The organism is Mesorhizobium sp. CU3, from assembly GCF_006442965.1.
Lineage (GTDB): Bacteria > Pseudomonadota > Alphaproteobacteria > Rhizobiales > Rhizobiaceae > Mesorhizobium.
The window spans coordinates 264,815-288,338 of the sequence record NZ_VFWX01000008.1; the positions used below are offsets into that span (position 1 = coordinate 264,815).

24 protein-coding genes and 1 riboswitch are annotated in these 23,524 nt (G+C 64.2%); of the genes, 8 read left to right on the forward strand and 16 right to left on the reverse strand.

Features of this window, described 5'->3' with window-relative positions:
• Positions 1-122: 122 nt before the first annotated feature.
• The 4 genes from FJ988_RS14955 to FJ988_RS14970 are packed head-to-tail and all read right to left on the reverse strand — an operon-like array spanning position 123 to position 2,547.
• Complete coding sequence (locus tag FJ988_RS14955) at positions 123-1,043, reverse strand: pirin family protein (RefSeq protein ID WP_140818931.1); 921 nt, start codon at positions 1,041-1,043, stop codon at positions 123-125.
• 10 nt (positions 1,044-1,053) lie between these two features.
• Entirely contained in the window at positions 1,054-1,320 is a 267-nt protein-coding gene (locus FJ988_RS14960) for a DUF2277 domain-containing protein (protein ID WP_127282518.1), read from the reverse strand.
• A 45-nt stretch (positions 1,321-1,365) separates the two neighbouring features.
• Positions 1,366-1,617, reverse strand: a complete 252-nt coding sequence (locus tag FJ988_RS14965; RefSeq protein WP_040991103.1) for an exodeoxyribonuclease VII small subunit — start codon at positions 1,615-1,617, stop codon at positions 1,366-1,368.
• A gap of 3 nt (positions 1,618-1,620) precedes the next feature.
• Positions 1,621-2,547, reverse strand: a complete 927-nt coding sequence (locus tag FJ988_RS14970; protein WP_140818933.1) for a histone deacetylase family protein — start codon at positions 2,545-2,547, stop codon at positions 1,621-1,623.
• A gap of 115 nt (positions 2,548-2,662) precedes the next feature.
• Positions 2,663-2,841: riboswitch (cobalamin riboswitch) on the forward strand.
• A 41-nt stretch (positions 2,842-2,882) separates the two neighbouring features.
• Between FJ988_RS14970 and bluB the strand changes: the two genes are divergently transcribed.
• Positions 2,883-3,620, forward strand: a complete 738-nt coding sequence (gene bluB, locus FJ988_RS14975) for a 5,6-dimethylbenzimidazole synthase (RefSeq protein ID WP_246688552.1) — start codon at positions 2,883-2,885, stop codon at positions 3,618-3,620.
• Here the strand turns inward: bluB and FJ988_RS14980 are convergent, their stop codons facing one another.
• Together FJ988_RS14980 and FJ988_RS14985 are read right to left on the reverse strand one after the other, a co-directional pair.
• Positions 3,621-4,604 (reverse strand): hypothetical protein, encoded by a 984-nt coding sequence (locus FJ988_RS14980; RefSeq protein WP_181183537.1) that lies wholly within the window; start codon positions 4,602-4,604, stop codon positions 3,621-3,623. It lies immediately after the preceding gene.
• Between the two features lie 132 nt (positions 4,605-4,736).
• A complete protein-coding gene (locus FJ988_RS14985; RefSeq protein ID WP_140818935.1) occupies positions 4,737-5,330 on the reverse strand; it encodes a TetR/AcrR family transcriptional regulator in 594 nt (197 codons plus the stop codon).
• 119 nt (positions 5,331-5,449) lie between these two features.
• Here FJ988_RS14985 and FJ988_RS14990 point away from each other — a divergent pair, with 119 nt between their 5' ends.
• Entirely contained in the window at positions 5,450-6,670 is a 1,221-nt protein-coding gene (locus FJ988_RS14990; RefSeq protein ID WP_140818937.1) for an MFS transporter, read from the forward strand.
• Positions 6,671-6,690: 20 nt separating this feature from the next.
• Here FJ988_RS14990 and FJ988_RS14995 read toward each other — a convergent pair whose 3' ends face one another.
• From FJ988_RS14995 to aroC, 3 genes are all read right to left on the reverse strand, one after another.
• On the reverse strand, positions 6,691-7,227 hold the full coding sequence (locus FJ988_RS14995) for a GNAT family N-acetyltransferase (protein ID WP_140818939.1): 537 nt from the start codon (positions 7,225-7,227) through the stop codon (positions 6,691-6,693).
• Between the two features lie 23 nt (positions 7,228-7,250).
• Positions 7,251-8,351: a 3,4-dihydroxy-2-butanone-4-phosphate synthase gene (gene ribB / locus FJ988_RS15000; protein WP_140818941.1), complete on the reverse strand. Its 1,101-nt coding sequence runs from the start codon at positions 8,349-8,351 to the stop codon at positions 7,251-7,253.
• 126 nt (positions 8,352-8,477) lie between these two features.
• A complete protein-coding gene (aroC, locus tag FJ988_RS15005) occupies positions 8,478-9,575 on the reverse strand; it encodes a chorismate synthase (RefSeq protein WP_140818943.1) in 1,098 nt (365 codons plus the stop codon).
• Between the two features lie 252 nt (positions 9,576-9,827).
• Here aroC and FJ988_RS15010 point away from each other — a divergent pair, with 252 nt between their 5' ends.
• Complete coding sequence (locus FJ988_RS15010) at positions 9,828-10,091, forward strand: DUF1344 domain-containing protein (protein WP_140818945.1); 264 nt, start codon at positions 9,828-9,830, stop codon at positions 10,089-10,091.
• A gap of 162 nt (positions 10,092-10,253) precedes the next feature.
• On the opposite strand, the gene FJ988_RS15015 is transcribed toward FJ988_RS15010, so the two are convergent.
• The 4 genes from FJ988_RS15015 to FJ988_RS15030 all read right to left on the reverse strand — a co-directional run bounded on the left by FJ988_RS15015 (position 10,254) and on the right by FJ988_RS15030 (position 13,338).
• Complete coding sequence (locus FJ988_RS15015) at positions 10,254-10,841, reverse strand: histidine phosphatase family protein (protein WP_140818947.1); 588 nt, start codon at positions 10,839-10,841, stop codon at positions 10,254-10,256.
• A gap of 45 nt (positions 10,842-10,886) precedes the next feature.
• Entirely contained in the window at positions 10,887-11,705 is an 819-nt protein-coding gene (gene fabI / locus FJ988_RS15020) for an enoyl-ACP reductase FabI (RefSeq protein WP_127229536.1), read from the reverse strand.
• Positions 11,706-11,814: 109 nt separating this feature from the next.
• Entirely contained in the window at positions 11,815-12,744 is a 930-nt protein-coding gene (locus FJ988_RS15025) for a DnaJ C-terminal domain-containing protein (RefSeq protein WP_140818949.1), read from the reverse strand.
• Between the two features lie 129 nt (positions 12,745-12,873).
• On the reverse strand, positions 12,874-13,338 hold the full coding sequence (locus tag FJ988_RS15030; RefSeq protein ID WP_140818950.1) for an RT0821/Lpp0805 family surface protein: 465 nt from the start codon (positions 13,336-13,338) through the stop codon (positions 12,874-12,876).
• A 40-nt stretch (positions 13,339-13,378) separates the two neighbouring features.
• Between FJ988_RS15030 and pdxH the strand changes: the two genes are divergently transcribed.
• Entirely contained in the window at positions 13,379-13,996 is a 618-nt protein-coding gene (gene pdxH, locus FJ988_RS15035) for a pyridoxamine 5'-phosphate oxidase (RefSeq protein ID WP_140818951.1), read from the forward strand.
• A 3-nt stretch (positions 13,997-13,999) separates the two neighbouring features.
• Here the strand turns inward: pdxH and FJ988_RS15040 are convergent, their stop codons facing one another.
• Entirely contained in the window at positions 14,000-14,752 is a 753-nt protein-coding gene (locus FJ988_RS15040) for a crotonase/enoyl-CoA hydratase family protein (protein ID WP_140818952.1), read from the reverse strand.
• A gap of 19 nt (positions 14,753-14,771) precedes the next feature.
• On the reverse strand, positions 14,772-16,541 hold the full coding sequence (locus tag FJ988_RS15045; RefSeq protein WP_140818953.1) for an acyl-CoA dehydrogenase: 1,770 nt from the start codon (positions 16,539-16,541) through the stop codon (positions 14,772-14,774).
• A 518-nt stretch (positions 16,542-17,059) separates the two neighbouring features.
• On the opposite strand from FJ988_RS15045, the gene FJ988_RS15050 reads away from it, so the two are divergent.
• Together FJ988_RS15050 and FJ988_RS15055 are read left to right on the forward strand one after the other, a co-directional pair.
• Positions 17,060-17,296, forward strand: coding sequence for a hypothetical protein (locus FJ988_RS15050; RefSeq protein ID WP_140818954.1), 237 nt, complete (start codon positions 17,060-17,062; stop codon positions 17,294-17,296).
• Positions 17,297-17,493: 197 nt separating this feature from the next.
• A complete protein-coding gene (locus FJ988_RS15055) occupies positions 17,494-18,654 on the forward strand; it encodes a glycoside hydrolase family 25 protein (RefSeq protein ID WP_140818955.1) in 1,161 nt (386 codons plus the stop codon).
• Between the two features lie 67 nt (positions 18,655-18,721).
• On the opposite strand, the gene FJ988_RS15060 is transcribed toward FJ988_RS15055, so the two are convergent.
• The gene (locus tag FJ988_RS15060) at positions 18,722-19,564 is read right to left on the reverse strand and encodes an AraC family transcriptional regulator (RefSeq protein ID WP_140818993.1); all 843 of its coding nucleotides are present in this window, start codon (positions 19,562-19,564) and stop codon (positions 18,722-18,724) included.
• Positions 19,565-19,812: 248 nt separating this feature from the next.
• Between FJ988_RS15060 and FJ988_RS15065 the strand changes: the two genes are divergently transcribed.
• Positions 19,813-21,279, forward strand: a complete 1,467-nt coding sequence (locus tag FJ988_RS15065; RefSeq protein ID WP_140818956.1) for an alpha-glucosidase/alpha-galactosidase — start codon at positions 19,813-19,815, stop codon at positions 21,277-21,279.
• Positions 21,280-21,384: 105 nt separating this feature from the next.
• Positions 21,385-23,466 (forward strand): ABC transporter substrate-binding protein, encoded by a 2,082-nt coding sequence (locus FJ988_RS15070; RefSeq protein ID WP_140818957.1) that lies wholly within the window; start codon positions 21,385-21,387, stop codon positions 23,464-23,466.
• Positions 23,467-23,524 lie beyond the last annotated feature (58 nt).

Below are 23,524 nucleotides of genomic sequence, written 5' to 3' on the forward strand. Positions count from 1 at the left end.
CGCGTCCTGCTTCAATTGATCAAACACGGCGCTACCAGAAAATTGCGCCATAATCATGCGCGGCATAGGCCGCTAGCGGGCGAATGTAAATGCGCGTCAGTGACGCGGATACACGGCAAACCTTAGCTTTCCGGCAGCGGAATGAACTCTTCCTCATCACCAGGAACGATATCGAAGCGCCCTGTCTTCCATTCCTGCTTGGCCTGCTCGATGCGTTCTTTCGAGGAGGAGACGAAATTCCACCAGATGTACCGCTTGGAGCCCAGCGAGGCGCCGCCGAACAGCATGAAATGCGCGCCGCGTTCGGACGAGACGACGATCTCCTCGCCCGGCTTGAACACAAGAAGCCGCTCGGCCGGGAAGCGGTCGCCGGCGATAGAAACCTCACCTTGGAGCGTGTAGATGGCGCGTTCCTCGGCATCGGCGGGGATTTGGACGCTGGCGCCGGCCGCCAGGCTGAGATCGGCGTAGAGCGTCTCCGACGCCGTCGCGACCGGCGAGCGCAGGCCTGAGAATTCGCCGATGACCACCCGGCCTTTGATGCCTTCGGCATCGATCTCGGGCAGGCGGATCATCGCGGTGTTCTCGAAGATCGGCGCGACTTCCTCCTTGCCGTCCGGCAGCGCCAGCCAGGTCTGCAGGCCGGAGATCGACATCGGCGCGCCGCGCAACTCTTCCGGCGTGCGCTCGGAATGGACGATGCCGCGGCCGGCGGTCATCAAATTCACGTCGCCTGGCGCGATCACCATTTCGGTGCCGAGGGAATCGCGGTGCCTGATCTTGCCGTCGAACAGATAGGTGACGGTGGAAAGCCCGATATGCGGGTGCGGGCGCACGTCGAGCGCGGTGCCGGCGCGCAGGATGGCCGGGCCCATGCGGTCGAAGAAGATGAACGGCCCGACCAGTCGGCGTTTTGCCGTCGGCAGAGCGCGGCGCACCTCGAAGCCGCCAATGTCCTTGGCGTTGGGCACGACCATCAGTTCGATCTGGTCGCAGGCGAAGGCGTCGCCGGGCTCAGGATCGTTTCCCGGAAAGAAGCTCATGGCCAGGCCCTCAAGCGAAACGCAGCGCCGACCTGGCTTTTGCCTTGGCCGCCTCTTCCTCGCGGTTGCGCGGCTCCTGGTTGGTCTCGAGCGAGTCGATCAATTCGCGCGCGATGGCGGCGATCGCTTCGACGGCGTGATGGAAGGCGTGCTCGTTGCGCTTTGAGGGTTTGGTCGACCCGCTCAGCTTGCGCACGAACTGAAGCGCCGCGTCATGCACCTCGTCATTGGTTGCCGGCGGTTCGAAATTGGCCAGGGTCTTGATGTTGCGGCACATGGCTTGAACTCCTTACCTTGCTAGCTTTGCCTCACCGTCTTTCAACTATTCCGCGTCGAGCGGCTCCGTTCCTACCGGCTTGCCGTCGCGCGACAACCTGATCTTCTCGACCTTGTCCTCGGCCGCCTTCAAGAGCCGGTCGCAATGCGCCTTCAGCGCCTCGCCGCGCTCATAGATCCTGATCGACTGGTCGAGCGGGACGTCGCCGCGCTCCAGATCATCGACGATCTTCTCCAGCGCGTCGAGCGCCTGCTCGAAGCTCATCGCCTTGACGTCCTCATTGCCTTCCACTGCCATCACTTATCCCTTCATCAGCCGCCCGACATGGGCGGCGACTGAAAATGCCAGTCCCTGCAGATCGTAGCCGCCTTCCAGCAGGCTGACGAGCCGATTGCCGCTATGGCGGCCGGCGCGCTCCATCAATTGCCCGGTCGCCCAGTCGAAATCATCCTCGGTCAGGTTGATCTCGGCCAGCGGGTCGCGATGATGCGCGTCGAAACCGGCGGAAATAATGATCAAGTCGGGCGCGAAGGCGTCGATCGAAGGCAGCACGCGCGACAGAAAGGCGTCGCGGAACAGGTCGCTGCCGGTGCGCGGCGCCAGCGGCGCGTTGACGATGTTGCCGGCGCCGGTCTCGCTTTTGGCCCCGGTGCCCGGATAGAGCGGCATCTGGTGCGTCGAGCAATAGAGCACCGACGGATCGTCCCAGAAGATGTCCTGCGTGCCGTTGCCGTGATGGACGTCCCAGTCGACGATGGCGACGCGCTCGGCCTGATGCTTCTTCTGCGCGTAGCGGGCGGCGATGGCCGCCGTGTTGAACAGGCAAAAGCCCATCGCCGTGGTCTTTTCGGCATGATGGCCCGGCGGACGGGCGGCGACGAAGACGTTGGCGGCGCGGCCCTCGAAGACGTCGTCGACCGCCGCATTGGCGGCGCCGATCGCCGTCACCACGGCCTGCCAGCTCTTCGGGCTGGCGCTGGTGTCGGCGTCGATCAAGGCGATGCCGCTCTCCGGGATCGCCGCGCGAACGCGCTCGACGTGATCCTCGGGATGCGCATAGAGAATCGTTGCCTCATCGCCCTCCGGCGCCTTGACGCGGTCGAGCGCCGAAAAAGCCTCGTCGTCGAGCACGCGTTCGATGGCGCGCAGACGGTCGGGCCTTTCAGGATGGCCGGGCGGCGTGACGTGTTCCAGGAAGATCGGGTGCGTGTAGAGACGGGTTGTCATGGCGCCTAATCTAGGCACCTGTGGCCGCAATGACCATGTTTGGAAACGGAATGGCTGGGGAAAATTGCGTCAGGCCATGTCGCCCGCGCCATTGGCGCGGCCCGCGCTTCGCGGTAAGGTCGCGTCGCTGCCTGGTGCCCGCGACGCGGGAGAATCGGGAACACGGTTTTATTCCGTGGCGTGCCCAACGCTGTAAGGGGGACCGCGCCGGCAAAGCCACTGTCGAAAGACGGGAAGGCGCCGGAGGCGGGTCGATCCCGAGCCAGAAGACCGGCCCGGCAGACATGGTCTTGCGCTTGGTCAGGCGCAGGATTGCTTATCGCAGGGGAAAAGCGATGCAAGCACAGGCGCTCGCCGTCGGCGGCGATGACTTTGACCAATTGGCGCGCGACGCCGTCTACCGGGCGATGTTCACCCGGCGCGACGTGCGCAGCCATTTTACTCCCGACGATCTCGACGATTGCGTTCTGGCGCGGCTGCTCACCGCCGCCCACCACGCGCCGTCGGTCGGCTACATGCAGCCGTGGAATTTCATCGTCATCCGCGACGCGGAACGGCGGCGGCAGGTGCGCGACCTGTTCCTCGCCGCGCGCGAAAAGGAACTGCCGGCCATCGAGGCTGAGCGGCAGGCGCTTTACAGTAAGCTGAAGCTCGAAGGCATCTGCGAAAGCGCGCTCAATCTTTGCATCACCTGCGACCGGCAGCGCTCGAAAGACTCGCCGCTCGGGCGCTGGCACAATCCGGAAATGGACCTCTACAGCACCGTCTGCGCCGTGCAGAATTTCTGGCTGGCGGCACGAGCCGAGGGCGTCGGCGTCGGCTGGGTCAGCATCATCGAAACCGAGGCGCTGAAGCGGCTCTTGTCGATCCCCGAACATGTCACGCCAATCGCCTATCTCTGCGTCGGCCGGGTCTCGGAGTTTGCGCCGAAGCCGGACCTGGAAGCGCATGGCTGGGGCAAGCGCCTGCCGCTGCCCGAGTTGGTGATGAGCGAGACCTTTCGCGGCGCCGGCGAGGCGACGCTCAAGTCGGCGATCGAAAGGCTTGGCGGCGAAAACGCGACGAGAAGCTGATCAAGCCGCCCGGGGCGCGTCCCAGCGCGAGTTGCCGCCGAAGGAGGCAAGCGCCTTGTCGCGCAACTCCCGGAATTTCGACGACGCCTCGGCCAGGCGGCTGTCCCATTCCGGGTTGGGCACCTGGCCTTCGATGGCGTCGAAATAGACCTGCATGAGCGAGGCGATGGCGAAGGGCTCGATGAAGGCAGCCTTGAAGGCCCAGGCAAAGACGATGGCCAGCACAAAGGCCCAGCCGGCGAGCTGTCCGGGCATGACCCACAGGATCGCTGCCGCGGGCGCTAGCATCAACAGAAAGATGACGAAGGACACGACCCACATGATCACCGCCAGCCAGACGGCGTTCTTGACCATGTGCTTGCCATTCTGCGCGTAGAGCACGACGCCTTGCCGCGCCGTCTCGAAGGGCGAGTTCGAATTGATGCGGATGTTGTAGCCGAGGATGATCTCGTCAACATAGGTCAGCGACAGGCGGATCACCGTGTTGATGAAGCTAACCAGGCCGCTCAGGCCCGGAATGGGCAGGAAGGCGGCGATGCCGCCGATCAGGCCGGTGATGGCGCGGATGGCGCCCTTGACCAGTTGGTCGACGACGAAAAGGATGTTGGCCTCGGCGAAGCGCTGGGTCACCACTTGCTTGGCATAGGCGATCTGGCCCTGGCCGTCCGGAACGTCGCGGCCGTCGATCAGATGCACCATGACGGCGATGTGGCCGGCCTTCAGCACATAGAGGATGTATTCGCGGATCCAGTAGACGGCGATCGAGACGATGCCGAAGCCGACAACGCCGCCCCACAAGGCAAAGGATGTCGGCCCGTCAGGATCGGTGGAGATATGACCGACGCCGTAGCCGACGCTGGCGCCCGTGCCGGTCGCCATGATGTAGGCGACCGTGATGCCGAAATAGACGATCATGCGAAAGACGATGAACGGCCATGTCCGCATCATGATGGACACCGACCTGCCGATGCTGAAGTCCCACATGGCCCCGACTCTCCACACCCCTAGAGTTGGCGGGAGAAGATGCGCCCAAGGCCGCGAAAGTCAATTGCGGCCACGGCGTGCGCCGCGCAAAACCGGTGCACAAGCCCGACGGTCGGGTTCATTGGCGTGTGGTCAGGTCTTCTTAAGCAGACCCTCCAGCAGTTGCTTGAAGGCCGCAATGGCCTTTTTCGACGTCGCCGCCGGATCCTTGGCGTTGGCGATGCGCTGCGAAGCCTGGCTGCTGGCGCCGTTGATCAGCCGGGCCGCCGTCTCCGGATCGAGATCGGCAACGACCACCCCCTCCTCCTGCAGCGCTGTCAGGTGATCGGTCATCGAGGCGACGCAGGCGTTGGCGTTTTGCCATTGCGCCGGGTCGCCCAGCACCGCCGGGCCGTCGCGGAACATGATGCGCTGGATTTCCGGCTCCAGCGCCATCTCGATATAGGTGGTGCATTCGTCGACGAAATGCTGCCAGCGGGTCGGCGCCTTCGACGCCACCTCGTTGACGCGCGCGGCCATTTCGCCATCGATCTCGGCGATCACCGCCTGCAGCAGGCCCTTCTTGTCGCCGAAATGATGGTAGAGCGCGCCGCGCGTGAGACCGGCCGACGCGGTGAAATCGTCCATCGAGGCCTCGGCATAGCCGATCGTGCCGAAGGCCTGGCGCGCCGCCGCGATCAGCTTGGCACGGGTCTCGGCGATCATCTCCTTGCGCGGTCTGTGCATGCGCTGGCCCTATTCACATACGCAACGTATGCCAATTGACATACGGGGCGTATGAACTACCTGAAATTCATACGCCCCGTATGTAATTGTGCTATGCACCCTTGTCGAGGAGCAGGACCATGCGAAATCCCTATTCGGACATCTTCCGGGTTCCCGGCACCAAAGGCTTCGCCGCGGCGGCCTTCATCGCGCGGCTGCCCATCGCCATGGCGCCGATCGGCATCGTGGCCATGCTGTCGCAGACACATGGCGAATATTGGCTGGCGGGTGCCGTCTCGGCGACCTACGCGCTGGTTAATGCGTTTCTGTCACCGCAGATATCGCGATGGGTGGACCAGCGCGGCCAGACCGCGATCGCGTTTCCGACGACGCTTATCTCGGTGCTTGCCTTCGCAGTGCTGGTCGTGGCGGCCAACCAGCACTGGCCGGTCTGGAGCTTGTTCCTGTCGGCGCTGCTTGCCGCCGCCATGCCGAGCATTCCGGCGCTGGTGAGAGCACGCTGGACCGAGATTTTTCGCGATCGGCCTGAGCTCAACACCGCCTTCGCCTTCGAATCCGCCGCGGACGAACTGGTCTATGTCGCCGGAGCCTCGCTGTCGGTGGGCTTGAGCGCAGCACTCTTCCCTGAAGCCGGCATGGTGGTCAGCACACTGCTTCTGGCGCTTGGCGTGGCGGCCTTCCTGCTGCAGCGCTCGTCCGAGCCTCCTGTCCGGCCGGCGGAGCATGGCGTGGCCGGTTCGGCGATCCGCCTGCGCCCGGTGCAGATCATCACCTTCGCGCTCATCTTCGTCGGCGCGACCTTCGCCACCACGGAAGTCACCACCGTCGCTATCACCAAGGCGCTCGGTCAGCCCGAAGCCGCGAGCCTTGTCATCGGCGTCTATGCGCTGGGGTCCTTCGTGGTCGGCATCATCATCGGCGCGCTCAGTCTCAAGGCGGCGCTGCAGCGGCAGTTGGCCGTCGCTGTCGGCGTCGTCGCGCTCACCACGCTGCCACTGCTCTTTGCCGACACGGTGCCGGCCCTGGCGCTTGCTGTTTTCGTCAGCGGCGTGGCGATCTCGCCGACCTTCATCACCGCCTTCGGGCTGATCGAGCGGCACGTGCCGGCGGCAATGCTCACCGAAGGCGTCACCTGGGTGACGACCGGCATCGGCATCGGCATGGCGCTGGGCTCCTTCGCCGCCGGCTGGATGGTCGACACTTTCGGGCCGCAGAATGGGTTCTGGGTCTCGGTGGCGGCAGGCGCGATCGCTTTCGCCACGGTTCTCGCCGGGCAATGCAGGCTGGCGACGGACGATTGCGACGTGGACAAGGGTGAGGCGGTGGTGCCGGCGGAGTAACCCCCACGGCCGGCATGGCGTCAGGCCGGCCGTCGCCCCGAATAGCTCGCCGCCGTGATGATGAAGAGCCCCGTCGGCGCGCCGTGCAGCATGACCTCCCTGTCGAAGGCGAAGCCGCATTTCTCCAGCACGCGGCGCGAGGCCGGATTGGCCGGTCGCGCCAAGGCGATCACACGCTCCGCCTCCAAGGTCAGGAATGCCGTACGCAACGCCTCCAGGACCAGTTCGCTGGCATAGCCTTGGCCCCAGTTATCGGGATGGAGATGGTAGGAAAGGTTCAGGCCGTCGAAGTCGTTCGAGACGGTGATGCCGCCGAATCCGACCAGCCTGCCCTCCGCCTCGACCGCCCAGCGGCCAAAGCCGCGCCTGTTCCAGTGGTCGATGTCGCGGGCAAGCCGCGCGGCGCTCTGCTGCGACGTGTCCGGTGTCGGATCGGGGCGATGCGCCACGAGCTCGGGCCGCGAAAAGAGGTCTACCACGAAATCGAGATCGACTTGCTTCGGTCGCCGCAACAGCAATCGCGCGCTGCGCTGGCTCAAGGGCAGTGACGCCGCCATTGCAAAGCCCGCCGCGCGAAGTGTCAGAGAATCTCGGTCTTGGCGATGTGGATGCCGAAGCCTTCGAGGCCGACATAGTGGCGCTCGCGCGAGGCGATCAGGTTGATCGAGGAAATGCCGAGGTCCTTGAGGATCTGGGCGCCGAGGCCGATCTCGCGCCACTCGTTCTCGCGGCGGCGCGCTTCCTCGTGGTCCTCGCGGTCACCGCTCTGCGGACGCTTGCGCTCCTGATGGGCGACGCCGACGGAGCCTTCGCGCAGATAGACGATGACGCCGCGCCTGCGCTCGCCCATTGCCTTCATGATGGCGTCGAGCCGATGGCTGGTGCCGAAGACGTCGGTGACGACATCCTCCGAATGCAGGCGCACCGGCACCTCCTCGCCGTCGCGGATGTCGCCGAAGACGACCGCGACGTGGTGCATGGAATCCCAGGGCAGCGTGTAGGTGAAGACCTGCGCCTTGCCGCCAAGCGTGTTGATGTCGGAGCAAGCGACACGCTCGACCAGCGTTTCCTTGCGTTGGCGGTAGGCGATGAGATCGGCGACCGATACCTGCTTCAGGCCATGCTGCTCGGCGAAAGCTTGGACTTCAGGCCCGCGCTTGACGGTACCGTCGTCATTGACCAGCTCGGAAATGACGCCGATCGGCGGCAGGCCGGCGAGCTTGCAGAGGTCGACAGCGGCTTCCGTGTGGCCGGAGCGCATCAGGACGCCGCCCTCGCGCGCGATCAGCGGGAAGATGTGGCCGGGGCGCACGAAATCGGAGGCGCCGACATTACCATTGGCGAGGTTGCGCACGGTGAGCGTGCGATCGTCCGCCGAGATGCCGGTGGTGGTGCCGTGCTTGAAATCAACGCTGACCGTGAAGGCGGTGGTATGGGCGGAATCATTGTCCGCCACCATGGGTGCCAGGTTCAGGCGCCTAGCCTCCTCGCGCGGCATCGGCGTGCAGACGATGCCCGACGTGTTGCGGACGATGAAAGCCATCTTTTCCGGCGTACAGTGGACGGCGGCGACGATCAGGTCGCCCTCGTTCTCGCGCCCGTCATCATCCATGACGACGACGATCTCGCCGCGCTCGAAGGCGCGGATCGCTTCGACGATTTTCTTCTGGTCGTAAGGCATCGGACGCTCGCTAGCTCGCTAGGGGAGTAGGGGAATAAGGGAGTATGGGAGTAGGGAAAAGGAAAATTTTGGCTGTGTTGGCAGTCGGGGTAACATACTCCCCTACTCCCCTACTCCCCTACTCCCCTACTTCCCCGTCTGTCCTCTATGCCGCAGATAATGATCGGCGATCGCGCAGGCAACCATGGCTTCGCCGATCGGCACGGCGCGGATGCCGACGCAGGGGTCATGACGGCCCTTGGTCATCACCTCGACATCCTTGCCGTCCTTGTCGATCGACTGGCGCGGGGTCAGGATCGAGGAGGTCGGCTTGACGGCGAAGCGGGCAATGATCGGCTGTCCGGTCGAGATGCCGCCAAGGATGCCGCCGGCATAGTTGGACAAGAACACCGGCTTGCCGTCGTTGCCGATGCGCATCTCGTCGGCATTCTGTTCGCCGGTGATGCGCGCGGCCTCGAAACCATTGCCGATCTCGACGCCCTTGACGGCGTTGATCGACATCAGCCCCGACGCGATGTCCTGGTCGAGCTTGGCATAGATCGGGGCGCCGAGGCCCGGCGGCACGCCGTCGGCGACGATCTCGATCACGGCGCCGACCGAAGAGCCGGCCTTGCGGATGCCGTCGAGATACTGGGTGAAGATCGGGACCGAGGCCGGATCCGGCGTGAAGAACGGGTTTTCGGCGTCGCCGACGAAATTCCAGCTCCAGTTGGCGCGATCGATCGACTTCTCGCCCATCGCGACCAGGGCGCCGCGCACCACCATGCCCGGCACGACCTTACGCGCCAAGGCACCTGCCGCCACTCTGGCCGCAGTCTCGCGCGCCGAGGAGCGGCCGCCGCCGCGATAATCGCGCACGCCGTATTTGATGTCGTAGGTGTAGTCGGCATGGCCGGGACGATACTGGCGGGCGATCTCGCCATAGTCCTTCGAACGCTGGTCGACATTCTCGATCATCATCGAAACCGGCGTGCCGGTGGTGATCATCGTCTCGCCGTCCTCGTCGAGGATGAAGCCCGACAGGATCTTGACCTCGTCCGGCTCGCGGCGCTGGGTGACAAAACGCGACTGCCCGGGGCGGCGCCGGTCCAGCTCGGCCTGGATATCCTCGCGCTTGAAGCGGATGCCGGGCGGGCAGCCATCCACAACGCAGCCGAGCGCTGCGCCATGGCTTTCACCCCAGGTGGTGACGCGGAAGAGATGGCCGAAGGTGTTATGAGACATGAAACGCGCCCTGCCCGGCGGCAAAGCCGGCAACCTTATGTGGTGCAGCGTCCGTTGCTCGCCAAAAGGGTTCGCGGCGCTGCACGCGTGCTTCTATTGGCGTTTTCCACAGCGGTCAAACGCTGTTCCGGTGGATCAAAGCGTGATGTGGCGGTTTTAGTTTTGACACATTCGGTTGGTTTCTGCTCTCTTCCCATCCGCCGTTGAGGACCCGCCGCAAACCAGCCGGCGCAATGACCAAAGAGGACGACGATGCGTACCCTGATTGGCGCCGCCTGCGCCATGCTTTTGATTTCCACCGCCGCCGCATTCGCCGGCCAGACCGAAGGCCTGATCAAGAAGATCGACAAGGACACGCTGACGCTGACGCTCGACGACGGCAAGTCCTATAAGCTCAACGCCGAGACCGATATCGACTCGCTCAAGCCCGGCATGGACATCGTCATCGCCTATGACGTCAGCAATGGCGAGAATGTCGTGACGGATATGCAGTTGCCCGACAGCGACCAGAACTAAATTCAGGTGAGGCCGGCCTGCAAATGGCGGCTTCCTGCGCTTCCGGTGCTCACGTACGAAAAGTACGCTCCGCTCCGGTTCTCGGAGCCCACCCAGTTTGGTCGCTTCGCGCCCGTCTTCGACTCCGACTCGGCCTGACCTGAATTCGCCACGCCGCGTTCTTTACAACCAATGCAGACTCCGGCCCTCCAGCCGCAGCAGCCGGTTCTGCGGGACCTCGAGGCCGGCCGCTTCGCGCTTGGATAGGCCGGCGACGAAGCGGAAGAAGCAGCGGATGACGCCGCCATGGGTGACGCAGACCGTGGGCTGACGCAGCGCGTCGAACCAGGGCTTTACCCGCTCGAGCAGCATCTCATAGCTTTCGGCGCCCTCGCCGGGCGGCTGGAAATCCCATTTGGCGGCGCGGCGGCCGTCGGTCGAACCCGGGACACGCTCTTCGAGCTCGGCGAAGGTGTGGCCCTGCCAGTCGCCGAAGCTCAATTCCACCAGGCGCGGATCGGTGCGGTAGGCGAGCGGATCAAGCCCCATCGCTGCGCGCATCAATTCCATCGTCTCGCGCGTGCGGCGCATCGGGCTTGCGACAAAATCGAAATCCGCGCCTTTGCCGATCAGCGCGGCCAGTTGCCGGCCGTTGTGGGCCGCCTGGTCGCGGCCGCGCGCATTGATGTCCGTGTCGGCCTGGCCCTGCAGGCGGTGCTCGGCATTCCACGCAGTCTGGCCGTGGCGCGCGATGTAGACGAGCGGATACATCAGGTCTTCCGGAGGGCCTGGACGGAGAGATAGGCGGAGAGCGGATCAGTCCTTGACGGTCGAGATGTCCGGCGCGTCGACCGCCTTCATGCCGACAACATGGTAGCCGGAATCGACATGGTGGACTTCGCCGGTGACGCCGCGCGACAGGTCCGACAGGAAGTAGACGCCGGAATCGCCGACCTCTTCCTGCGTCACCGTCTGCTTCAGCGGCGAATTGTACTCGTTCCACTTCAAAATGTAGCGGAAGTCGCCGATGCCGGAGGCGGCGAGCGTCTTGATCGGACCGGCTGAGATCGCATTGACGCGGATCTTCTTGGCGCCAAGGTCGACGGCCAGATAGCGCACACTGGCCTCCAGTGCCGCCTTGGCGACGCCCATGACGTTGTAATGGGGCATCACCTTCTCGGCGCCGTAATAGGTCAGCGTCAACAGCGAGCCGCCATCGGTCATCAGCGGCTCGGCGCGCTTGGCGATGGTGGTGAAGGAATAGACGGAGATGTCCATGGTGCGCAGGAAATTGTCGCGCGTCGTCTCGACATAGCGGCCGGTGAGCTCGTCCTTGTCGGAGAAGGCGATGGCATGGACGAGGAAGTCGAGCTTGCCCCAGTGCTTGGCAATGTCGGCAAAGACGGCGTCGAGGCTTTCCGGATCGGTGACGTCGCAATGGCCGGCGACATGCGCGTTGAGCTCGGCTGCCAGCGGCTCGACGCGCTTCTTGAACGCCTCGCCCTGATAGGTCAGCGCGATTTCGGCGCCGTGATCGACGCAAGCCTTGGCGATGCCGAAAGCGATCGACCGATTGTTCGCGACGCCGAGGATGAGGCCCCGCTTACCGGCCATCAGGCCCTGTCCACCCGCCATGTGCAAGCTCTCCGCAAGAATAGAATGCTTCGTGGAGAGCCCTATCGCACAGGCACAAAGCCCCTTCAAGCTTTCAAAACGGACTGCCGGGAAGAGAAAACAGACCCGATCAGCCTTTTTGGCGGCGCATCAGGGCTTCAAGCTCCGCATCGCCGCCTTCCGGCAGCATCAGCCGCACATGGACGTAGAGATCGCCCTGGCCGCCGGCTTTTTCCGGCAGGCCCCGGCCCTTGAGGCGCAGCACCTTGTCAGAGCTCGACCATGCCGGCACGTTGACCGCCAGCTTGCCGGTCGGCGTCTCGACAGCCACCTTGGCGCCGAGCACCGCGTCGGCCAAATCGACCGGAAGATCGACATGCAGGTCGCGGCCTTCGATGCGGTAGCGCGGATGGCGGCGGATGTGGATCTTGACCAGCGCATCGCCCGGCTGGCCCGGCCCCTGCTCGCCCTGACCCTTGAGCCGGATGGTCTGGCCGTCCTCGACATAGGCGGGCAGCTTGACCGCGACCTTGCGGCCGTCGGGGAACATCGCCGTCACCTTGTCGGCGGCGGCCACCTCCTCGATGGAGACGTCGAGCGTGACGTTCAAATCGGCTGCCTGGGCGGGCTGGCGGCGGTCGCCGCCCCTGCCGCCGCCGCGCGCGCCGGAAAAGGCATCGCCGAAGATCTGGCTGAAAATGTCGCTGTTGCCGTCGAACGGATCGCCGCCGGGACGCCCCGAGCGGAATTCGAAATGCGAGGCGCCGGGGCCTTGCTGACGGCGGAACCCGGCAAACGGATCGCCGCCGGCTGCACCCTCAAAGCCCTGGAATTTCGGCTTGCCGTCGGCGTCGATCTCGCCGCGGTCGAAGGCGCCGCGCGTCTTTTCGTCGCCGACGACCTCGTAAGCCTGGTTGACGGCGGCAAAACGGTCCTTCGCCTTGGGATCATTCGGGTTCTGGTCCGGATGATGCTTCTTGGCGAGCTTGCGGTAGGCCGATTTTATGTCCTTGGCCGATGCGTTCTTTGCAACGCCCAGCACCTCATAGGGGTCGCGCATGCTTCCTGCCTGCAAAAGAGAATGAATTCATGGGTCGCCCCCTATATGCGCTCGCATAGGAAGAAATTCCAGTGGCGCAAGAGGGATTGGCGCACGAAAATCGGAGTGCCCCAGTCAGAGCGCCCAAAATCAGAGCGCCTTGAATTCCTGCATATGCCAGCCGCCGGCTTCGGCCATGCACAGCTCGCCCCTGTAGAGCGCGACACCATCGAAGCTTTCGCGCGTGGCGGTGAAGCGGCGGCAGGTCAGGCCGGTGTCTTTCAGTTCGACCAGCTCGGTGATGGCGCCGCGCGAGCCGGTGCCGGAATTGGCCCATGGCACCGACTGACCGCCAAGCTCCTTGATGTCGGCGGAAGAGACGGCGTTGCCGATGGTGGTCTGGTCGGAATCCTTGTCGCTGAGAGCCGGGGCAGCGGGCGCGGACGGGGTGCTGGAAGTGATGATCGAACGGTCGACCTCGGCCTTCTCCAGGCTGAAACCGCCGGCGCCGCAGGCCGCGAGCGGCAAAGCCAGTGCCACGACCACAGCCTTGACACTGGCCGAAGCGATAACGCTCCGTTGCCCGCTGTCAAAAGCTTGCATGATGCGCGACAACAGGCAAACTCCTCCCGCAACGGTAAAAATTCGAATAACTATGACCGAAACTGAGTTAACAACAGGTGACTTCACCGAGGCGGCAGAGCCGTTCAAGCTCTTTGCCGAATGGCTGGAAGATGCCACCAAAAGCGAGATCAACGACGCCAACGGCGTCGCCCTGGCGACCGTCGATGCCGACGGCATGCCTGATGTGCGGATGGTGCTGCTCAAGGGGTTCGACGAGAGGGGATTTGTCTTCTACACGAATTTCGAGAGCGCCAAGGGCCGCGAAATTCTTGGCAGCATGAAGGCGGCGATGTGCTTCCACTGGAAATCACTGCGCCGCCAGGTGCGCATACGCGGTCCTGTCGAAATCGTGACCGACGCCGAGGCCGACGCCTATTACGCGACAAGGCCGCGCGGCAGCCGCATCGGCGCCTGGGCCTCGAAACAGTCGCGGCCGCTGGAAAGCCGCTTCGCGCTGGAGAAGGCGGTGGCCGAATACACGGCGCGCTACGCCATCGGCGAGATCCCGCGGCCAAAGCACTGGTCGGGCTTCCGCATCCTGCCGCAGGCGATCGAGTTCTGGCACGACCGGCCGTTCCGGCTGCATGACCGCCTGGTCTTTTCGCGCAATGCCGCCGGCGGCTGGGACAAAGAGCGGCTTTATCCCTGACGGTCAGCCCTTCTTCCTGGTCATGAAGGCGGTGAGCGCGGCGCGTGCTTCGGCGGAGGTCAGGCGCTCGCGGAAATGCTCGCTTTCGACCTTGATGCGCGCGACCAGTTCCTCGCGGGGCTCGCGCATCAGGTCGCGCGCGATCTTCAGCGCCTGCGGCGGCTTGGCGGCGATGTCGTCGGCGGCCGCCATCACCGCGCTTTCCAGCGCGTCTTCCGCGACCACCTCGTAGATCAGCCCAGCAGCCTTGGCGCGCTCGGCCGAAAAGCCTTCGCCAAGGCCGAGCAGTGCGAAGGCGCCCTGGCGTCCCAGGAGTTGCGGGGCGATCAGGCTGGAGCCGGCCTCCGGCACCAGGCCGAGATCGACGAAGGGCGTGCGGAAGAGCGTGCGCGGCGTTGCAAAGGTTAGGTCGCAATGCAGGTTGAGCGTGGTGCCGATGCCGACGGCAATGCCGTCGACGCCGGACACCATTGGCTTTTGCGATTTGGCCAGGGCCATCAGGAAATCCCAGACCTCGTTGCCACCTTCGCCGCCGGTGGCGATGACCAGGAAATCGGCGAGGTCGTTGCCGGAAGAAAAGGCGCCGGGAACGCCGAGGAATACGTGAACGCGCACCGCCGGATCGGCGTCCCCCTCGGCAAGCGCGGCCGACATTTTCGCGTACATGGCGCGGGTCAGCGCGTTCTTCTTGTCCGGCCTGTTCATCCGGATGATCTGCACGGCGCCCCGGCGCTCGATGAGGATATGGTCGGTCACGATTTTTCCCTTGTGAAGGTCAGGCTGAAATCAGCGCCTTGCCGGCGGCGGCGAGACTTTCGGCGCCGTCGATGACGCGCTCCTTCAGCGCGCGCGTTTCGCCGAGCAGGTTTTCCGCAAAGAAACGGCAAAGCGCGATGCGGCTGCGATCGGCCAACCCGCCCTGCGCCAGATAGGCGCCGCCGGCGGCAAGCGAGATCAGGCGCAGATAGGGCGTGGCGCCGGCCATCGCGGCGTCGGCCTTGCCGTCGGCCGTGAGCTTCTGCAGGAAACGCGTCGCCTCATCGAGATCGGCCAACGCGCGGTCGAGATTATCGGCGGTGCGGCCGAAACCGTCGATATTGGAGGTGCGCACCGCATCGGCCATCGCCTTCAACTCGCCGATGTAGCCATGCACATGCTCGCCGCCGCCGAGTGGCAGTTTTCGCGCCACGAGATCGATCGCCTGGATGCCATTGGTGCCTTCATAGATCGGCGCGATGCGGGCGTCGCGGTAAAGCGCCGCCGCACCGGTCTCCTCGATGAAGCCCATGCCGCCATGCACCTGGACGCCGAGCGAAGCGACCTCTACGCCGACATCGGTCGAGAAGGCTTTTGCGAGCGGCGTCAGCAGGCTTGCGCGGTCGTGCCATCTGGCGCGCGCCTCGCCCTCGCCGAGGCGGGCGCGGTCGAGCGCATGGGCGCAGGCATAGCTGATCGAGCGCGCGATTTGCGTCAGAGCCTTCATGGTCAAGAGATTGCGCTGCACGTCCGGGTGATGGACGATCGGCGCCATGCCGGAACCGGAATAGCCGGACGCCTTACCCTGGCGGCGCTCATTGGCGTAGGCGATCGCCTTTTGCGTGGCGGCCTCGGCCACCGCCACGCCCTGCATGCCGACGCAAAGCCGGGCGTTGTTCATCATGGTGAACATGCAGGCCAGGCCCTTGTTCTCCTCGCCGATCAGCCAGCCGATGGCCCCGGGCGCGGCACCTTGAAAACCGTCGCCATAGATCATCGTGCAGGTCGGCGAGGCGTGGATGCCGAGCTTGTGCTCCAGGCCCGAACAGAAGACGTCGTTGCGGGCGCCGAGCGAGCCGTCGTCATTGACGAAGAATTTTGGCACCAAAAACAGCGAGATGCCGCGCGTGCCGGCCGGCGCGTCGGGCAGCCTGGCCAGCACCAGATGCACGATGTTGTCGGTGAAATTGTGCTCGCCATAGGTGATGAAAATCTTCTGGCCGAAGATGCGGTAGGTGCCGTCGCCGACCGGCTCGGCGCGGCTGCGCAAGGCCGCGAGGTCGGAGCCCGCCTGCGACTCGGTCAGGTTCATCGTGCTCATCCACTCGCCGGAAACGAGCTTGGCCAGATACTTGGCCTTGAGTTCCTCCGAGGCATGCTTGTCGAGCGCTTCCACCGCGCCGATGGTCAGCGTCGGGCCGATGCCGAAAGCCATGGCGGCGGAGTTCCACATTTCGAGCGCGGCGACACCGAGCATGGTCGGCAGACCCTGGCCGCCATATTCCTCCGGTCCCGACAGCGCATTCCAGCCGCCTTCGATCCAGCGCCGGTAAAGCTCCTTCCAACCGGGCGGCATCGTGACGGCCGCGTCCTTCAGCACCGCGCCACGCTCGTCGCCGATCTTCTGGAGCGGAGCCACCTCCTCGGTGGCGAAACGTCCGGCTTCGGCCAGGATCGCGTCGACTAGGTCCTCGCCGAGATCGCCGAAGGCGCCGGAATCGAGCGCCGGCTTCAGCCCCGCGACGTGCTTCAACGTGAAAGCGATATCCTCGACCGGTGCGCGATACATGTTTCCTCCTCTGTTCCGGCCAGCCTAGGCGCGTGGCCGAAGCGAGGCCACCACGCTTTGGGCGGGCCTCGCACTTTCTTTTTACGTAAACGTCAAACTTTGTCACGCGGATTTTTGCATTAGCGCGCGTCAGGCGCTCCGGCCAATCACGAAGGTTCGCGACGCTTTGACCCAAACCAAGTGGCTCGCCGACTTTGGAGATTAGCCGAAGCGCCTAAACTTCGTCATCCACGGGCGGAGCGGGAGCGAAGCGGACGCGCAGACCCGAGGATCCATGCCGTTACCTTGGCCGTAGAGTGCAGCGGAGCAGAATTCTGGACCGTAGCGGCGCTTTGAAGTCACGGAATGGATCCTCGGGTCTGCGCTGCGTCGCTACGCTCCTCGCTCCGCCCGTGGATGACGAAGCTGAGGGGCGGCGGCCACCTTTCAAGGCTGCAACTGCCGCTCAAAATGTCTACGATGAATTCCACCCGGCTGGTATGATCCGGTGACTGCGGACCAAGCGAACCGGAACGCTCATGCTTGCCAGACCCGACGCCTATCGCTGTATCGAATGCGGGCTGCCCTATCGGGCGCCGGGCTTCAACTATTATCACGGAGAGATCGAACAGGGTCCGGCCTATTGGAGCGACCGCGGCCTGTTGTGCTCGCCGCGATGCTCGCTTGCCCATCACAAGAAGCGCAGCGCCGAAGGCACGCTACCGCAGGAACCGGCGCCCGATCCATTCGAGGTCCCATCGCTGTTCCAACGCTGACTCGTTACCGATTGCTCATCGTCTGCTGCGGCCCACCGTCCGCAGTGCCAGGAAGGCTTCGTAGCGCCGGTCGTGCCAGGCGCGGAGGCCTACCCCATACCACCCAACGCACTTGAGCCATGATCGACCCGCGTCCCGAAGCAATTCCTTAACCATAGCGGTTCAGGATCGTTCCCTGGTCAGTGGGGACACCCTGATTGAAAAAGCCGGCGCGCCCTCTTCGCCGCCTGGCGCTTCTCGCGGCGGCGGTTGCGCTGGGCACGGCGGCACAGGCCTCGGATTTCTCCGAGCCCTGGAAGAATGCCGACCGCGCACTGGTCATCGACGCCTATGAATACAATTCCATCGACTGGCAGCAGCTTGTCACCGACAAGCGCATCGTCGGCTTCATCAACAAGGCCTCGGACGGGTTGCCGCCGCCCTATTTCTGTTTCGGCGGCGACACCGACGTCAAACTCTGCAAGGCGCTGTGGAAGCGCTATGCGGTGACGCGCGAATTGTTCCAGACGCGCAAGGTGGTGGCCAAGGCGCTCGGCCTGAAATGGGGCGCCTATCACCTTGCCCGCCCGGGCAACCCGCTCGAGCAGGCCAACAATTTCATCGATTTCGCCGACCCCTCGCCGGACGATCTCATCGCGCTCGACATCGAAGGCATCGACCCGGCGCAATGGATGTCGCTGGAGGACGCCGAAGAATTCGTGCGCCAGGTGCATCGCCGCCTCGGCCGCTTCCCGGTGCTCTACGTCAACGGCAAGACGGCGCAGTACATCGCCGACAACCGCTACACCTATCGTCTGTTGTCGCGGCTGCCGCTCTGGTATGCGCGCTACAAGCCGGACATCGACGTGCATTTCCCGATGGGCAATTGGCAGGGCTATTCGCTCTGGCAGTTTTCGGCGCAAGCCAATTGCGGCCGCCTCCGCTGCCCATATCGGGTGCCGGGCACGCCCAACGACATCGATGTTTCCGTCGCGCCGATGAGCGGCGATGAGTTGCGTAAGCAGTGGGCGTTCGGCGGGTTGATCGACGTGCCGACCGACTATCTCGCCTCGATCCCGGTGCCGCTGTCGCGCCAGGCGGCGCTGGCCGGCAAGGTCACCATCACCTATGCCGATGTGGCGACGCCGCCGACCGTCGAGGAGATGGTCGCGGTGCTCGGCGCGCGCTGGGACAAGTTCCGCGACGGGTTCCGGATGCCGGTGGTGAAGACGGTGCCGCAGCGGCCGAGCTTCGGCATCGTGCAATATGTCGCCTGGAAGCGGACCGAGCAGCGCACGCCCGAGCAGATCGACGAGGCCTTCGCGGCGGCCGACCCGGTCAACACCGCTTCGACGGCACTGGACCACCGCAGGCAGTAGGCCTTTGTTTTGATGCATGTCGTTGTCCCAGAACCGCTGCACACTTCTTGGCGACATGCATTAGCCGTCAGCGAAGGCTGCCGAGGCTGGCATACATGCCGGTGGTGCGGAACTGCGTCGGGGTGATGCCGTAGAAGCGGCGAAAGACCTTCGAGAAATAGTTCGCCTCTTCGAAACCGCAGAGCACGGCCACCTCCTTGACCGGCAGGAAATCGGCCTTGGTCAGCAGCTTGGCGGCGCGCTGCAGGCGCTGCTGGAGCACGAACTCGGCCGGCGGCAAGCCTTCGCTCTCGGCGAAGCAGCGCGAGAAGTGCGCCCGGCTGAGGCCGCTGATCTCGACCAGCTCCGACACCGGCAGCGGCTTGTCGAGATTGGCGTTGATGTGGTCGATGACCGGCTGCATGGCGCTCAGCTTCTCGGCGAAAGCATGCGAGCCGAAGACGTCGTCGTAAAGCGCCATCGCCGCCTCATAGGCGATCGCCGAGGCCATCCCGGGCGAAGCCGCGCCCTTTATCAGCCGCAGGCTGCAATCGGCGAGGTGATCGATGGTCGTCCGCTGCAGGCGCAATACAGGTCCGGAGACGCTCAGGATGGATTTGTGGATGCGCAGCGCTTCCTCGCCGTTCATCGAAATCCAGAAATACTCCCAGCGGTCGCCCTGCCTCAGCCAATAGCGATGATTGTGCGGCACCAGCACCAGAAGCGTGTCGTTGGCCTGCAGGCGATAGTTGCGGTTTTCGTAGCGCAGTTCGCCGTTGCCGCTGATCGTGTGCTGGAGCACGGTGAAGGGCGTCTGGCCGCGCTTTCGCCCATCCCAATCGTAGATCTCGTCCTCGCGCACCTCATAGCCGGTGCTGGTCGGCATGGCATGCAGGCGCTGGCGGCCGCGCGGCAGCGAGACCGTACGCATCACCTGCCCGTTGGTGATCAGATCGCGTAGCACAAAATTACCCTCGAAAGCATAATCCTTCTCTGGCGGCGCCCGCCAATAACGGCATAATCCAGCTTCTCAGAACGCGAAAGACCCGCGGTCGAGGAGCGGGCGGGAGGAGAAAAGGCCGGATTTCCCGGCTTTGATTGGCATGCGCGCGATGGCGCGCGGCCAAATCCTCCCCTGTTGCTCCTTGCCTAGCATTCAGTTGGATCGAGGTGAAGGTGATGAGCTTCAAAATCGCTATTATCGGCGCCGGCAGCGTCGGATTCACCAAGAAGCTGTTCACCGACATATTGTGCGTGCCGGAATTCAGAGACATCGAATTCGCGCTGACCGACCTCAGCGAGCACAATCTGGCGATGATCAAAGCGATCCTCGACCGGATCGTCGAGGCCAACAAATTGCCGACGAAAGTGACGGCGACCACCAACCGCCGCGAGGCGCTGGAGGGCGCGCGCTACATCATCAGCTGCGTGCGCGTCGGCGGGCTGGAAGCCTATGCCGACGACATCCGCATCCCGCTGAAATACGGCATCGACCAATGCGTCGGCGATACGATCTGCGCCGGCGGCATCCTCTACGGCCAGCGCAACATCCCGGTGATCCTCGACTTCTGCAAAGACATACGCGAGGTCGCCGACCCCAACGCGAAATTCCTCAACTATGCTAACCCGATGGCGATGAACACCTGGGCGGCAATCGAATACGGCAAGGTCGACACGGTCGGGCTCTGCCACGGCGTCCAGCACGGCGCCGAACAGATCGCCGAGGTGCTTGGCGCAAAGTCGCCGAAGGAACTCGACTATGTCTGCTCCGGCATCAACCATCAGACCTGGTTCATCGAGCTCAAGCTGAACGGGCGAGCGATCGGCAAGGACGAGCTCATCGCCGCCTTCGAGGCGCATCCGGTCTATTCGAAGCAGGAGAAGCTGCGCATCGACGTGCTGAAGCGCTTCGGCGTCTATTCGACCGAAAGCAACGGGCATCTGTCGGAATATCTGCCCTGGTACCGCAAGCGCCCCGAGGAGATCACGCGCTGGATCGACATGTCGGACTGGATCCATGGCGAGACCGGCGGCTATCTGCGCTACTCGACGGAGACCCGCAACTGGTTCGAGACGGAGTATCCGCAATTCCTCGAAGCGGCGTCGAAGCCGATCGATCCGGCCAAGCGCTCCAACGAGCATGCCAGCCACATCCTCGAGGCGCTGGAGACCAACCGGGTCTATCGCGGCCACTTCAACGTCAAGAACAATGGCGTGATCACCAATCTGCCGCAGGACGCCATCATCGAATCGCCCGGCTTCGTCGATCGCTTCGGCATCAACATGGCGGCCGGCATCACACTGCCCGAAGCCTGCGCGGCCACCTGCATGTCCTCCATCAATGTCCAGCGCATGTCGGTGCATGCGGCAATTTCCGGCGACATCGATCTCTTGAAGCTCGCCGTGCTGCATGACCCGCTGGTGGGCGCCGTGTCGACGCCGGAGGAAGTCTGGCAGATGGTGGACGAGATGGTCGTCGCCCAGGCTCAATGGCTGCCGCAATATGCCGGCGCTGTTCCAGCGGCGAAAGAGCGGCTGTCGAAATCCAAGGTCAAGACCCGCGAATGGGCGGGCGCGGCGCGCCGCAGCGTGCGCTCGATCGAGGAATTGCGCGCCGAAAAGGCGGCACTGAAACAGGCCGGCTGATATCCGAGACAAGCAGGCGGACTGCAGGGAGGCACATCCGTCGGATCAGCCATCTGGAACAAGAGGCGGGCAGCAGCAGACGTCCAATCATCTGGGAGGAGAACTATGAGGAATTTTCTTAAGGCTGGCATTGCCGCCGGGCTGATGCTCGGCGTCTCGGCGCATGCGCTCAACGCCTTCGCGTCCGAAGCGACGATCCCGCCCGAGCCGGCGACGTTCCCGGCCGAAGGCAAGATCAAGTTCGTGGCGCGCGACTCCATCCTGGAGTTCAAGGCGCTGCCCGAATATCACGAGCCGGACTGGGTGACGGAAAAATACGTCAAGGCCGGCAAGCTGCCGCCGGTCAAGGACCGGTTGCCGAAGGAGCCTCTGGTGTTCAAGACCGGCAACATGCCGGACGGCATCGGCGTCTATGGCGACACGATGCGCCATGTCATCGGCGGCCGGCCGGAAGGCTGGAACTACGGCGCCGGCCAGACGCAAGGCTGGGGCGGCATCGACATCGGCCTTTCCGAATGCCTGACGCGCACCGCGCCGCTGTTCCAGGTCGAGGCCAAGGACACAGAGCCGCTGCCCAACCTTGCCAAGAGCTGGGAGTGGTCGAAGGACGGCCACAAGCTGACCATGCACCTGATCGAAGGCGCCAAATGGTCCGACGGCGTTGCCTTCAACGCCGACGACGTGATGTTCTACTGGGACGACGAGGTGGTCGATCCGAACGTGTCGCCGCTCAACGGCGCGACGCCCGAGACCTTCGGCGTCGGCACGACGCTGAAGAAGATCGACGACTACACGGTCGAATGGACCTTCAAGGACGCGTTCCCGCGGCAGTATCTCTACGCCATGGCCTACGGCACCTTCTGCCCCGGCCCCTCGCACATCTTGAAGCCGCAGCATCCGAAATATTCGAAGAACACCTACGACCAGTTCAAGAACGCCTTCCCGCCGGAGTTCATGAACATGCCGGTGATGGGCGCCTGGGTGCCGGTCGAGTACCGGGCCGACGACATCATCGTCATGCGCCGCAACCCCTACTATTGGAAGGTCGACGAGAAGGGCAACCAACTGCCCTATCTCAACGAGCTGCAATACAAGCTCTCGACCTGGGCCGACCGCGACGTGCAGGCGGTGGCGGGCTCGGGCGACTTCTCCAACCTAGAGCAGCCGGAAAATTTCGTCGCGTCGCTGAAGCGCGCGGCGGACAAGAACGCGCCGGCCAGGCTTGCCTTCGGGCCACGCCTGATCGGCTACAATCTGCGCATGAATTTCTCCGCCAATGGCTGGGGCAATCCGGACGAGCGCAGCCAGGCGGTGCGCGAGTTGAACCGCAACGAGGACTTCCGTAAGGCCGTCACCATGGCGCTCGACCGCAAGGCGCTGGGCGACTCCCTCGTCAAGGGTCCGTTCACCGCCATCTATCCCGGCGGCTTCTCGTCGGGCACCAGCTTCTATGACCGCAAATCGACGGTCTACTATCCGTTCGACATCGAGGGCGCCAAGGCTTTGCTTGCCAAAGCGGGCCTCAAGGACACGGACGGGGACGGCATCGTGAACTTCCCGGCTGGCACCGCCGGCGGCAAGGATGTCGAGATCGTCATGCTGGTCAACAACGACTACACCACCGACAAGAGCCTTGCCGAGGGCGTGGTCGCGCAGATGGAAAAGCTGGGCTTGCGGGTGGTGCTCAACGGGGTCAACGGCACGCAGCGCGACGCGATCCAGTATTCCGGCCGCTTCGACTGGCTGATCCGGCGCAACGACCAGGAGCTCACCTCCGTGGTGCAGAACACCGAGCAGCTCGCTCCGGTCGGGCCGAAGACCAGCTGGAACCATCGCGCGCCGGAAAGCGGCGAGGTCGACCTGATGCCGTTCGAGAAGGACCTCGTCGACATCGTCAACAAATTCGTCTCGACGCAGGATAACGACCAACGCGCCGAGCTGATGCGGAAATTCCAGAAGATCTCGACGGAAAACGTCTACAATGTCGGGCTGACGGAATATCCGGGAGCGCTCATCATCAACAAGCGCTTCTCCAACATCCCGCAGGGCACGCCGATCTTCATGTTCAACTGGGCCGAGGATTCGATCATCCGCGAGCGCGTGTTCGTAAAGGCGGACAAGCAGGCCAAATATGAGCTCTTCCCCGAGGAACTGCCCGGCAAGCCGGGAGACAAGGGCCCGATGTAAGGTTTACCTCCCCTGATGAAGAGAAGTGGGGGGGGGGGGGGGGGGGGGGGGGGGGGGG